The 12075-nt window shown below is 69.2% G+C and carries 11 protein-coding genes and 1 pseudogene; 2 read left to right on the top strand and 10 right to left on the bottom strand.

Annotated elements, in window-relative coordinates:
* The 5 genes from Y706_RS23970 to Y706_RS0106490 all read right to left on the bottom strand — a co-directional run.
* Positions 1-611: PfkB family carbohydrate kinase (locus tag Y706_RS23970; RefSeq protein WP_043435155.1), on the bottom strand; the 611-nt coding region annotated here is incomplete at its 3' end.
* 102 nt (positions 612-713) lie between these two features.
* Entirely contained in the window at positions 714-2075 is a 1362-nt protein-coding gene (locus Y706_RS0106505; RefSeq protein ID WP_028275959.1) for an MBL fold metallo-hydrolase, read from the bottom strand.
* A 31-nt stretch (positions 2076-2106) separates the two neighbouring features.
* The gene (locus tag Y706_RS0106500; protein ID WP_028275958.1) at positions 2107-2409 is read right to left on the bottom strand and encodes a rhodanese-like domain-containing protein; all 303 of its coding nucleotides are present in this window, start codon (positions 2407-2409) and stop codon (positions 2107-2109) included.
* 139 nt (positions 2410-2548) lie between these two features.
* Positions 2549-3931, bottom strand: a complete 1383-nt coding sequence (gene nhaA, locus Y706_RS0106495; protein ID WP_028275957.1) for a Na+/H+ antiporter NhaA — start codon at positions 3929-3931, stop codon at positions 2549-2551.
* Positions 3932-4106: 175 nt separating this feature from the next.
* Positions 4107-4904, bottom strand: a complete 798-nt coding sequence (locus tag Y706_RS0106490; protein ID WP_028275956.1) for an alpha/beta hydrolase — start codon at positions 4902-4904, stop codon at positions 4107-4109.
* 255 nt (positions 4905-5159) lie between these two features.
* Here Y706_RS0106490 and Y706_RS0106485 point away from each other — a divergent pair, with 255 nt between their 5' ends.
* On the top strand, positions 5160-6266 hold the full coding sequence (locus Y706_RS0106485; RefSeq protein WP_028275955.1) for a GTP pyrophosphokinase: 1107 nt from the start codon (positions 5160-5162) through the stop codon (positions 6264-6266).
* Positions 6267-6438: 172 nt separating this feature from the next.
* Here Y706_RS0106485 and Y706_RS0106480 read toward each other — a convergent pair whose 3' ends face one another.
* Together Y706_RS0106480 and Y706_RS0106475 are read right to left on the bottom strand one after the other, a co-directional pair.
* Positions 6439-6723 (bottom strand): DUF1540 domain-containing protein, encoded by a 285-nt coding sequence (locus Y706_RS0106480; RefSeq protein WP_028275954.1) that lies wholly within the window; start codon positions 6721-6723, stop codon positions 6439-6441.
* Positions 6724-6849: 126 nt separating this feature from the next.
* Positions 6850-8370 carry a SulP family inorganic anion transporter gene (locus tag Y706_RS0106475; RefSeq protein WP_043435135.1) on the bottom strand — a complete coding sequence of 507 codons (1521 nt, stop codon included), beginning with the start codon at positions 8368-8370 and terminating at the stop codon, positions 6850-6852.
* Positions 8371-8613: 243 nt separating this feature from the next.
* Here Y706_RS0106475 and Y706_RS0106470 point away from each other — a divergent pair, with 243 nt between their 5' ends.
* Entirely contained in the window at positions 8614-9678 is a 1065-nt protein-coding gene (locus Y706_RS0106470; RefSeq protein WP_028275952.1) for a bile acid:sodium symporter family protein, read from the top strand.
* 6 nt (positions 9679-9684) lie between these two features.
* On the opposite strand, the gene Y706_RS0106465 is transcribed toward Y706_RS0106470, so the two are convergent.
* The 3 genes and pseudogenes from Y706_RS0106465 to Y706_RS23960 form a co-directional block, all read right to left on the bottom strand.
* Positions 9685-10260 (bottom strand): LacI family DNA-binding transcriptional regulator, encoded by a 576-nt coding sequence (locus Y706_RS0106465; protein ID WP_028275951.1) that lies wholly within the window; start codon positions 10258-10260, stop codon positions 9685-9687.
* Positions 10261-10341: 81 nt separating this feature from the next.
* Positions 10342-10920, bottom strand: a complete 579-nt coding sequence (locus Y706_RS23965) for a GNAT family N-acetyltransferase (RefSeq protein ID WP_043435132.1) — start codon at positions 10918-10920, stop codon at positions 10342-10344.
* Positions 10917-12075 (bottom strand): annotated as a pseudogene (locus Y706_RS23960) (hypothetical protein); the annotation flags it as partial. The gene Y706_RS23965 and the pseudogene Y706_RS23960, both read right to left, overlap by 4 nt.

Below are 12075 nucleotides of genomic sequence, written 5' to 3'. Positions count from 1 at the left end.
CCGCCCAGCGCCTGCCAGCGGCGGGCCGAGTCCAGCGGGTCCACGCCTGGGTAGAGCCATTCGAGGTCCTCGTCGGAGGCCTTCACAACGTCGGCGAGGCGCACGAACTTTTCGGCCTGCCCGCGGGCGTAGTCCACGTCCGGGATGATGCTGGGACGGCAATTGGGGTCGAAGCTGATAGTGGCGGACGGGTGGGCGCGCTCGACGGCAGCAAACACGTCGGCGGCGCCCGGCGCCAGCATGGTGGCGATCGAACCGGTGTGCAGCAGCGTGGTTCCCTGGAGCAGGAACGGCAGGCGCGCCGCGACGCCGGGAAGCTCCCAGGCGAGGTCGAACGTGTACGTGGCGGCGCCGGCGTCGTCGATCAGCGCGGCGGCCACACTGGTGGGCAGCTCGTCGGGTCCCAGCGGGAGCAGCACGGAGCTCGACTTCAGGTGCGCGGCCAGGGCCTCACCATACGCATCGCGGCCATAGCGGCCGATGAACTGGACGGGATGGTCAAGCCGCGCCAGCCCCACCGCCACGTTGAGGGGACTGCCGCCGACATGGGCCTGGACGCCGGAGGACCGCTGGACAACATCAACCAGCCCCTCGCCAATAACTGTGAGCATGACCATACTCTGCCAGAGAATCCACTCCCGCGCCGTGTGTTGCGTCCACCTCCCGCTTCCGCCGTGCCGGCGTCACTGCCGGCGCTCCCGGGCCGCCGGCGCTCAGGCCGCGGTGGTGTCCAGCGCGATTCCCGCGGACGCGGCATGGGCAAACCTGGCATCGATGTGGACCACGTCCCGGCCTGCCCGCTGCAGGAGGCTGGCGGCGACCCCGGCACGGTACCCGGAACCGCAGTGCACCCAAAGTTTCCCGGCGGGAATGTCCCCGAGGCGCAGCAACAGCTCGTGCAGCGGCACGTTGACCGCGCCCACCACACGGGCGGCGGCGAATTCGTCGGCCCGGCGCACGTCCAGGACGGTGTCCTCAGGCGCCCGGCCGGCGAGCACGCCGTCCCAGCCCACGCGCGGGTAGGAGGCGAGGCCGGCCTGCGGGGCGAGGGCGTGCGGCTCGGAACCGAGCGCGGCGTCGGGGGATTCGATGCCGATCCGGGAGAGGTCGCGGATGGCGTTCTCAACGTCTACCCGCGAGCCCACCAGGGTCAGCGGTTCGCGCCACGGCAGCACCCAGCCGAGATAGGTGGTGAAACTGGAGCCGGCGCCATACTCAAAACTGATGCTGCCCTTGAGGTGGCTGTTGGCGAACGCCACGCGCCGGCGCAGGTCCACCACCCACTCGCCGCCGGCCAGGCGCCGGGTGAGTTCGGCGGCATCGAGCGATGCCGGAACGGCCAGCTCGGCAGGGCCCGGGCCCCGGACATTGGCCGGACTCATGTGCGCGTAGTAGGAGGGGTGGTCCGTGAGGTTGGCGATGAGCTGGCGGACGAAGTGGTCCTCATCGGGGTCCGTTAGGGCGTGGTTGGCGGCAAGCTGCTCGCCGATGGTGGAGGACCGGGCACCGCTGGCGGGTCCGGAGGAGCAGAACGAGCCGAATCCGTGGGTCGGGAACAGCGCCGCGTCAGGGCCGGCCTCGGCGGCGAGGCGACGGACCGAAGCGTACTGGTCGTGGGTCAAGCCAACCGTGTCCGCCTCGGCGACAAGGTCCGTGCGGCCCACCGAGCCATACAGGAGGCTGCCGCCCGAGAAGACAGCCTGCTTCCCGCCGTCGTCCACGATGAACGACAGGTGGGTATGCGTGTGGCCGGGCGTGGCGACCGCCTTGACGGTAAGCGAGCCCACGCGGACTGTTTGGCCGTCCGTGATGGGAGTGCGCTCGAACCCGACGGCGTCGGCGGCGTTGACGAGATAGCTGGCGCCGTGGGCGCGGGCCAGGATCAGCCCGCCGGTGATGTAGTCATTGTGCATGTGCGTTTCGGCCACGTGCGTGATGGCTACCCCGGCGTCACGGGCGGCCGCCTCGATGCGGTCCGTGTCGCGCTGCGGGTCGATCGCCAGCGCCACCGAGCCGTCGTGGACCAGGTAGCTGCGGTCCCCGAGCTGCGGGGTCTCGATGACGATGACTTCCATGGTCCCTCCGGTGCGGTCAGCCCCTTGAAGGTCAGCCCCGGTTGACGGGGTGTCCCTCGTCCTGCCACTTCATGATCCCGCCGGTGACGTTGACGGCGTCGTATCCCTGGTCCTCCAGGTAGGTGGCGGCCTGGGCACTGCGGCCCCCGGCGGCGCACATGACGTAGACGGTGCCGCTGGCCGGGACCTCGGCGAGGGACTGGACGAACCGTGAGAGCGGGATGCTCCGGGCGCCGGGAACGCGGACGGCGACGTATTCGTCTTCCTCGCGGACATCGACGATTTCGGTGGCGTCGCCCAGGGCGGCCAGGTCCTTGACGGAAATGCTCTTCATGCCTGTTCCTTTCGCGGGCGCCGGACGGCCCGGCGCGCGTATTCCAGCTCAATCATGATACCCCTTGGGGTATCATTGACCCTCCGGACGGCCCCTCCCGCCACACCCCAAATATAGCCCGTCGGCCTGGCCTGCCAACCTAGCCTGCGGGGCGGTCCTGCTGGTAGACGTCCGGGATGCCGTCGTGGTCCGAGTCGACCTGTTCCGCCTCCTCCGCACGCCGGTACTGGTGGTTGCGTGTGCGGAGCACCGTGGTGGCGAGGAGCGCGGCGAGCAGTGAGGCCGCGAGGATCCCTACCTTCGCGTGGTCTTCGTGCGCAGTGCCCTGGCCGAAGCTCAACTCGGCAAGCAGCAGCGAGACCGTGAAACCGATGCCGGCGAGGATGGCGAGGCCGAAGACGTCGATCCACTTGAAGGACGCGTCCAGGCGGGCCCGCGTGACTTTGGTGATGAGCCATGTGGTGCCGAGGATCCCCGCCGGCTTTCCGGCAACCAGCGCCACGATGATGCCCACCGCCACGGGGTCCGTCAGGGCGGCGCCGAGGCCCTGCCAGCCGCCTATGGCCACCCCGGCGGAAAAGAACGCGAAGACCGGGACGGCGATCCCGGCCGAGATGGGGCGGAACCGGTGTTCGAAAATCTCCGCCAGGCCCGGGCCGGCTTCAGGGCCGCCGCTGGCCTTCGAACGTTTGACGGGAATGGCAAATCCGAGGAGGACCCCGGCCACGGTGGCGTGGATGCCTGATGCGTGCACGAGGGCCCACGTCGCGAAGCCGAGCGGCAGCAGGATCACCCAGGCTGCGGCTGCGTGCGTGCCGAAGAACCGCCGGTATTTGTGCGCCAGGAACGTGTAGAGGCCCAGCGGGAGCAGGGCCAGCAGGAACGGCTCGGGGTGGAGATCGCTGGTGTAGAAGATCGCGATGATGGCGATGGCCAGGAGGTCGTCGACGACGGCGAGGGTCAGCAGGAAGATCCGCAGCGCACTGGGCAGGTGGGAACCGATGAGCGCCAGCACCGCGACGGCGAAGGCGATGTCGGTGGCGGTGGGAATGGCCCAGCCGTGCAGCGTTTCGGGACCGGAGAGGTTGATGGCCGCGTAGATGAGTGCCGGAACGGCCACACCGCCAACGGCGGCGGCCACCGGAACCACGGATTTGCTCGGCTGGCGCAGGTCGCCGGCGACAAACTCGCGCTTGAGTTCGAGCCCCACCAGGAAGAAGAAGATAGCCAGCAGGCCGTCGGCGGCCCACGCGCCCAGGCTCAGGTCCAGATGCCAGGGCGCGTAGCCGATGGTGAAGTCGCGCAGCGCGAAGTAACTCTCCGAGGCCGGGGAGTTGGCCCAGATAAGGGCCACCATCGCCGCGGCGACCAGCAGGGCGCCGCCCACGGTTTCCTTGCGGAGGATTTCGCCGATCCGCAGGGCCTCGGCATAGCTGCCCCGGCCGAAAATGGTGAGGCGGGGCGGCGAAGGAGGGGGCGGTGTTGGTGAAGAGGGTGTTGGCGAAGGGGGCAGGGCGCTCATGGGATCCTCAAAATGGGGTCGACGGAACTATGCCGACCAGACTTCCCGGCGCACCTGCGCTCCAGTCTATTCGCTTTCGCCGGCCAGGGGATGCCGTCAGGGACACCGGGACCCCCTCCCTGCCGGGCGGCAGGCCTGGCAGGTCGCCGGGCGGGCGCCTGGCGACGTCCGGATTTCAGACCAGCAGCTGCTGCACGAGTTCACGGCATTTCCGGTACGCGGGTGCCTTCGGATCGATGAGCGCGAAGTGGTCGCCCGGGACCTTGAGCAGCTGGACCGGCGCACCGGCCGCCTTGGCTGCTCCGGCGTAGGTCTCGGACTGGCTTACCGGCACGGTATCGTCCTCCGTGCCGTGAACGGCATATACGGGCACGCCCAGCGGCACCGCACTCATGGGGTCCGCAAATTTATGCCGTTTGGGATATTTCTCCGACGAACCGCCCAGGAAGTTGCTGACGGCGCCGTTGCTGAGGTTGAGCCGCTCGGCGGCCGCGAGGTTGAGTACCCCCGACTGGCTGACGACGCCGGTGAGCTGCACCGCGCCGTCGTCGTCGCCCCGACGCGTCAGCTGGCGGTCCGCGTCCGGGGCACCAAGCCCCGCGAGCCGGCGGCGTCCCGCCGCCCAGACGGCGAGGTGGCCGCCTGCCGAGTGGCCCAGGGCCACCACGCGGTCCAGTCCCAGCCCGTGCTCTTCGGCCAGTTCACCGAGCTTGTCGATTCCGGCCAGGACGTCGGCGAACGTGTTGGGCCAGCCTCCGCCATTGCCGGCCCGCCGGTACTCCAGGTTCCAGGCTGCCATGCCGTGCGCGGCGAGGTCCTTGGCAAGGGGCTCCCCCAGTTCTGCGCCGTACTGCGAACGCCAGTACCCGCCATGGATCACCACCACCACACCCTTGGGCGCGGCAACATCCGGGAGGAAGAGCTCACCCCACTGGCTGGGGTCCTCGCCATATTGGTACTTGTGCCTCTTCACAGCGTCCTCCTTGGGGCCCGGTGAACAGGCGGCGGAGACTGCCCCCAGAGTCACCGCCGCTGCGGCCGCGATCATAGTTCGCCGCCGCATTTCAGCCATGTGTTGAGCCTACCTTGGGCACCAAGCGGCCCAGCGCAGGCCGGACCCCTCGCATGCCGGACCCCTCCCATGCCTGCTGCGCTGCCCTTGCCTGCGGGCGTGCCCGGCGGTGCCAGCCTGCGGGCCGGTGTCGGTGGTGCGCCGTAAGCTGGATCCATGGCGAGCAACTGGGACCGTTTGGACGTGAGCCTGCGCGATTCCGTGCAGGAGAACGTGGAGTTGTACGAGCGGGTCCGGCCTGCCCTGAAGCTGGTCACCCGGGAGGTCCTGCTCACGCTGCGGACCATGCTCAAGGACACCGAAGTCACGCCGTTGTTCGTCACCGGACGCACCAAGACCGTTGAATCCTTCCGCGAGAAGATCTCCCGCACGGAAGAACCGCTGGAGCCGGGCGGGCCACCTGTGCTGAAGTTCCCGGACCCGTTCCGGACCCTGAATGACATGGTGGGAATCCGTGTGATCACCAAGCTGCCGGCGGAAAACGCGGTGGTGGCGAATCTGATCAAGCGCCAGCGCCAGCTCTTTGACTGCCGGGGGGACCGGGAAAAGGACATCGGCTCGATCGAGTCCGGCACATACGGCTACTCCAGCCGGCACCTGATCCTGCGGACCATCCAGAACGAGGCCGTCAAGGACTACCAGCTGGCCTTCAACCCGGACGTCCCGCCGAACGGCAGCTACTTCTTCGAGTGCCAAATCCGGACCGTCTTCGCCCACGCCTGGAGCGAGATCGAGCACGACATCCGGTTCAAGGCCGAGGACCCGCGGGCGTGGACCCCGCACTTCGACCGCCAGTTCACCGCGACGGCCGCCATGCTGGAGACCGTGGAGAGCGCGTTCTCGGACCTGCACGAACGCTACGAGGAGGTCCGCGGCTACTGGGACATGGACGGTGAGGGTGCCGCGCAGCTGACGCCCAACCGGATCCGCGACGTCTGGCGGACCCTGCTGCCGCACGTGGACCGGAAGGTCGACGACGACTGGGGCTGGGCCGCGGAGCTCATGGCCGCCCACGGCCTCAACCAGACCATGCAGCTCGCCGGGCTGCTTAGCGCCAACCGGATCACCGAGGTCCGCAAGGCCCTGGACCACCGCTACTCCCCCGGCCCGGACCGGCTCCTCGATGACCTGCTGCTGTGGCAGTACGGCACCGAACACATCGAGCTCACCGCCGAGCCGGCCGACGCCGTCCCGCACCCCCGGCGCGACAGCCTCCTGCGCCGGCTCAAGCAGATCGAACGGTACCGGCTCACCCAGGGCTAGCGCGCGCCTGCCTCCGCGGGTGCCCTCTGCCACCACCGATTCTCCCCACCTTTGAACCAGCGACGCCGGGCCTCACCGGCGGTCCGCCCCGACACGCCGGTGAGGCGACCAAAGGTGGGGAATTTCAGCGCCAGCGGGGCGGATGGTCGATGGACGCGGACGGCGGGTGCGGCTACGTGTGGGCGTAGGTGAGGCAGTCGGCGTTGTCGACGCCCGGGCCCACGTGAACTTCGGGCGCCTTGCACATCAGATGGTCGTTGTGGGTGCACTCCGAACGCTGGCAGGCGCCGACGTCGGCCAGCACCTTGGGGAGCCCGCCGTGCACACCGATGTCGATGAAGGTCGCGCAGGAGGCGTGGTCTGCGGCGCCGCCGACGGTAATGGCGGCCGCGTTGCAGTGCGAGTGGTCGTTGAAGGAGCAATTGCTCACGCTGCAGTCGGCTACGTGCGTCGTCATTGGATTTCCTCCATGCTCCGGCCACCCGGACGGGCGGCGCCGTAAATCCACGCTAGGCCGCACCAAGGCAAACAAAAAGACCCAAACGTGTGACCTAATACCGGCCCGACCGGTCGCGCCTTCCCGTCAGTTCCCCGCGCCGAGCTTGCCGGCCAGGCGTTCGCGCATCAGGGCGCTGGCCTGGTTCAGGCCCACGACGTCGACGCTCTTGCCGTGCTGCCGGTACTTCTCCGTGATGGCATCCAAAGCGGCGATCGTGGAGGTGTCCCACAGGTGGGAGTCGCGCATGTCGATGACGACGCGTTCGGGGTCCAGTGCGTACTCGAACTGGGTGTAGAGGTCATTCGCGGAGGCGAAGAACAGCTCGCCGTCCACGCGATACGTGGCCCGGCCGCCGTCGTGCTCCGTCACGGTGCGCTCGACGGTGACGAAGTGGGCCACCCGCCTGGCGAACAGGACCATCGCGACGAGTACGCCGACCCCGACGCCGGTTGCCAAGTTGTGCGTGGCAACGGTGACCGCCACCGTCACCGCCATGACGGCGGTTTCACTCTTGGGCAGCGCCTTGAGGGTGGCGGGCCGGATGCTGTGCCAGTCAAAGGTGGCGACTGATACGAAAATCATGACGGCCACGAGCGCGGCCATCGGGATGAGGGACACAATGTCTCCGAGTGCCACCACGAAGATGAGCAGGAAGACGCCGGCCAGAAGGGTGGAGATCCGGGTCCGGGCGCCGGAGGCTTTGACGTTGATCATGGTCTGGCCGATCATGGCGCAGCCGCCCATGCCGCCGAAGATGCCGGTGACAATGTTCGCGACACCCTGCCCCCAGGCCTCGCGGGTCTTGACTGAACCCGTGTCCGTGATGTCATCCACGAGCTTCGCGGTCATGAGGGATTCGAGCAGGCCCACGAAGGCCATGGCCAGCGCGAACGGGAAGATGACCTGCAACGTTTCGAGTGTGAACGGCACGTTGGGCAGTGACAAAGAGGGCAGCGAGTCCGGCAGTGCACCCTTGTCCCCCACAGTGGGAACGACGACGGCGGCCGTCACCGTAATGATCGTCAGGGCCACAATGGCCACGAGGGGTGCGGGGACGGCTTTGGTGAGCCTGGGCAGGCCGAAGACGACCAGCAGGCCCAGCGCGGTAAGCGGGTAGACCAGCCAGGGCACGCCGATCAGCTCGGGCACCTGCGACAGAAAGATCAGGATGGCCAGGGCGTTCACAAACCCCACCATGACCGGGCGGGGGATGAACCGCATCAGTTTCGCCACCCCGGAGAGGCCCAGCACGATCTGGAAAATGCCGGCCAGAATCACCGCCGCCACAAGGTAATCCAGTCCGTGGGACTTCACCAGTGGGGCGATTACCAGGGCGACGGCGCCGGTGGCCGCCGAAATCATCGCCGGACGGCCGCCGACGAAGGCGATGGTCACTGCCATCGTGAAGGACGCGAAGAGCCCGATCCTCGGGTCCACGCCGGCGATGATCGAGAAGGCGATCGCCTCAGGAATCAGAGCCAGTGCCACCACGAGGCCGCCCAAGACCTCGGTCTTGAGCCGTCGCGGGGACGTCAAGGCGCCTCGGACCGATTGCAGTTGTGCAGGCGTGGCGGCCGGGGCCTGCGCGTCGATACTGGTGGCCATCGCTGGCTCCGTTCGTGGTCAAGGAGGCCCAACGGCCGCCAGATGTCAAAGAATGTGCAGAATTCAGGGAAGGTGGGGCGCTGCGTCGCGCCGGGGTGGGGAGTTCGCCTTTTCGGGCTCACCCACGCAATGAACCCTACCCGTCCGATTCCCGCCCGTACGGCGGCCTAAAAATCTGACATATTTGTCCGACAGGTGGTCACGAAGTGGCCACCCCGTGGACGCCGGTGGCACCATTCTTGGATGCTTGAGGCAACTAAGACTCCGAATACTGCCCGGGACGCGGGCACTGCCGCCGACGTCCCGGCCAATCCCGCCCTCGCCGCCGAGGCAAAGATTGCCCGCATCGCGGTGACGGTCTTCCCGGTCCTTGTGGTGGTGGCCGGGCTCGCCGGCTTCCTGCTCCCCGGCGCGTTCAAACCCCTCGCCCCCAGCGTGCCCTTCCTGCTGGGCATCATCATGTTCTGCATGGGCCTGACGCTGACGCCGCCCGACTTCGCGTCGGTGGCCAAGCGCCCCTGGGCCGTGGCCCTGGGAATCGTGGCGCACTACGTCATCATGCCGGGGGCCGGCTGGCTGATCGCCGTCGGTCTCCACCTCGAGCCGGAGCTCGCGGTGGGCCTGATCCTGGTGGGCTGCGCGCCGTCGGGCACCGCCTCCAACGTGATGGCGTTCCTCGCCAAGGGCGACGTCGCCCTCTCCGTGGCCGTCGCCTCCGTGTCCACCCTGATCGCGCCGATCGTGACGCCGCTGCTGGTGCTGTTCCTGGCCGGCTCGTACCTGAACATCGACGCCGGGGGCATGGTCCAGGACATCGTCAAGACCGTCCTCCTGCCGGTCATCGCCGGCCTGCTCGCCCGCCTCTTCCTCAAGAAGCTCGTGGCCAAGGTCCTGCCCGCGCTGCCGTGGGCCTCGGCCGTCGTGATTTCCCTGATCGTCGCGATTGTCGTGGCCGGCAGCGCCAGCAAGATCGTCGCCGCGGGCGGCATCGTGTTCCTCGCCGTGGTGCTGCACAACGGCTTCGGCCTGGGCCTGGGCTACCTGGCCGGCAAGCTGGGGCGCCTGGATGACAAGGCGCGCAGGGCCCTCGCCTTCGAGGTCGGGATGCAGAATTCCGGCCTGGCCGCCACCCTCGCCACCGCGCACTTCGGCGCGCTGGCGGCGCTGCCGTCTGCGGTCTTCTCCCTGTGGCACAACGTCTCCGGCGCGATCGTGGCCGCGTGGCTGGCCCGGCGTCCCCTCCGGGAGGCCGCAACCCAGGAAACCGCAACGCGGGACACGGCACCGGCCGCCGCGCTGAAGGCCTAAAGGGTCCTAACCCCGCAACTGTGCCAGCAGCCGAGTGACGGCGCGCCCGGCCAGGATCTCGGGGGTGTCCGTTCCGGCGGGGACCACCTCGTGTCCGCCCTGGACACCAGGGCTGCCGGGCCCGGCGTCGTCCGTGATGAGCACGTGGGGAGTGCCGCGGCCGGCGAGCTCTGCCGTGGCCCCGGAATCGTTGTCCGCCTCCGGCGCGCTGGTGTGGATCACGCCGTCGGCTCCGCCGGAGAGCATGAACTGCCGCCAGTTCCCGCCCAGCAGGATGACCGACTGGTAGCCGTGCTCCGGCAGGATCCTGGCCAGCACCGTGGCGATGGCCCTGTCCCGGGGCTGCTCGAGGTCCGGTACGGCCACGGCCACCAGCTCCGTCCGGCCCCGGCGCATTCCCCTGGCGGCGCTGTTGGCCACATAGCCAAGTTCGCGGACCGCGGCGTGCACCCGGTCCTGGGTGGCCTCGCTGATCCGGGTGGTTCCGCCGGAGCGGCCGGAGAGCACATAGGAGACGGTGGTCAGGGAGACCCCGGCCGTCTGCGCGACATCGCGGATGGTGGGCTTGGATCCAGGCCGCACTGATGACTCCCGGCTGTTTCTCCGCCGGGTCCGCGGCGGCTCGTTAATTCTTTGTTTCAGGGCAGACCCCCTGTGTGAACTCTAGCCCGAAGCACCGGTTCCCGGCCCACGCCGACCAAGCAGCGCGGCGGGGTTTGCGGCGGGCAGGTCCTTGGTGAATGCCAGAGGCCCGATGGTTTCCGGGTCGGCGGAGAGATCGAACTGTGCCTCGTAACCGGTGCTCAGGTAGAGGTGTTTCGCCTCCGGCTGGCGCGGGCCGGTTGTCAGGTAGACCTTCCGGTAGCCGCGACGGCCGGCCAGCGCCTCCAGCTCGGCCAGGACAAACCGGGCCAGTCCGCGGCGGCGGTGCGCCGAATGCGTCCAGATCCGCTTGAACTCGGCGGTCTGCGGGCCGTGCCGGCGGAACGCGCCGCCGGCCACGGATTCGCCGTTCTCACGCACAATCAGCAGGGCCCCGCCCGGCCCGGCGAATTCCTCGGCCGGGTAACGGTTGAGTTCCTCCGCGGCGGCCCCGCGGCCAAAGAGGTTGCCGTAGCGGGTGTCGTATTCGAGCGCGAGTTCATCCAGGAGCGGACGGACCCTGGGATCGCTCATGGGCAGATTGAGGACCGTCAGCGCGGCGGTGTCCACGGGCGGGGTGTGTAGTGGGGGCGGGGTCATGACGGGTCCTTTCCGCCGGCGGCGGCCTGCGGCACCGCCCGGCCGGCGTCCGTTTGATCGTTGTTGGCCAGGCCGCTGTCGGCCGGGCCGTTGTTGGGCTTCGCCAGCAGGTTCAGGACGCGCCGGGCCAGGGCATCGTTTTCGCGGAACGGCGCGGCGTTGGTGCCGGGCCGGGCGAAGGCGCCGGCGCCCCAGCCGGAAGTACCGGGCCCGACGGCGAACAGCCGCTCGCGCCGCTCCCCCACCGGGCTAATGAGCTCGTTGTGGGCGGACACCAGGAGCCGTCCGGTCGCGTGCGTGCCGTCGGCAGTGAGGAGCTGCTGTTCGGTGCCGAGCCCGGAGGCGTGCAGCTGGCGCAGCAGCGGGTTCGCGGAGCGGGCCACCGACGGCGCCGGGAGCCGGGCCTCGATCAGGGCCGGCGCTGACACGGTGATCCCGGACTGGGCCGAGCGGGCGACGAACCGGCCCGCGTGCTCCGCGGCCTCGATCTCCAGCCCTGGGCCAATGAACTGCAGCAGCCCGGCCCGGTGGATCGCCAGCATCTCCCGCAGCCTGCGCGGCGGCGGCCCGGAATCGACGAAGCTGAAGAAGCCGTGCCACCAGCCCTGGACCTCCCGCTGCGACCGCGCGTTCAGCCGCTCGGACGGCACCAACCGGCCCAGGTCCATGTAGGACTTCAGCAAGGAAGTGAACAGGGCCAGGGTTTCCGAATGGTCCGGCCCGGTGCGCAGCTCAAGGTCGCGGCCAATGTACGCTGCCACCGCCGACTGGAAGTCTGCGTGACCCGCGAAAACGCGGCCGGCGAAGGGATGGTCCAACCGGTCGAGGTCCAGGTGGAGCCCTGCGTCCGGGACGGACCCGGCGACGAGCCGCCGGCGCTCCTGGCTGTACCAGTCCGCCGCGGCGAACCGTTCGGCGAATTCCTGCCAGCCGGTCCGGACCCGTTCCGGGTAACCGGTGAACAGCTCGCGGTAGTACGCGTAACCGGCGTCCTTGGCGATCAGGGGCCACAGCTGGGCGCGGTAGTCCACCTCGCCGGGCGCATCCAGCAGCGCCGCGACGGCGTCAGCCGTGAAGAACGCCGGCTCGCCCGCCGCGTCGCCGCGCAGGGCGGACGTGATCTTGGAGTGGTAGGGCACGCCGCGGCGGGACGGC

It is taken from the genome of Arthrobacter sp. I3, assembly GCF_000520575.1.
Lineage (GTDB): Bacteria > Actinomycetota > Actinomycetes > Actinomycetales > Micrococcaceae > Arthrobacter > Arthrobacter humicola_A.
This window is presented reverse-complemented; position numbering and strand designations above follow the sequence as displayed.

What these genes read in the sequence shown, in the direction of transcription:
- Y706_RS0106505 (WP_028275959.1), bottom strand. Translation starts at nt 2,075, where the DNA reads ATGGAAGTCATCGTCATCGAGACCCCGCAGCTCGGGGACCGCAGCTAC.
- Y706_RS0106500 (WP_028275958.1), bottom strand. Translation starts at nt 2,409, where the DNA reads ATGAAGAGCATTTCCGTCAAGGACCTGGCCGCCCTGGGCGACGCCACC.
- nhaA (WP_028275957.1), bottom strand. Translation starts at nt 3,931, where the DNA reads ATGAGCGCCCTGCCCCCTTCGCCAACACCCTCTTCACCAACACCGCCC.
- Y706_RS0106485 (WP_028275955.1), top strand. Translation starts at nt 5,160, where the DNA reads ATGGCGAGCAACTGGGACCGTTTGGACGTGAGCCTGCGCGATTCCGTG.
- Y706_RS0106480 (WP_028275954.1), bottom strand. Translation starts at nt 6,723, where the DNA reads ATGACGACGCACGTAGCCGACTGCAGCGTGAGCAATTGCTCCTTCAAC.
- Y706_RS0106475 (WP_043435135.1), bottom strand. Translation starts at nt 8,370, where the DNA reads ATGGCCACCAGTATCGACGCGCAGGCCCCGGCCGCCACGCCTGCACAA.
- Y706_RS0106470 (WP_028275952.1), top strand. Translation starts at nt 8,614, where the DNA reads ATGCTTGAGGCAACTAAGACTCCGAATACTGCCCGGGACGCGGGCACT.
- Y706_RS23965 (WP_043435132.1), bottom strand. Translation starts at nt 10,920, where the DNA reads ATGACCCCGCCCCCACTACACACCCCGCCCGTGGACACCGCCGCGCTG.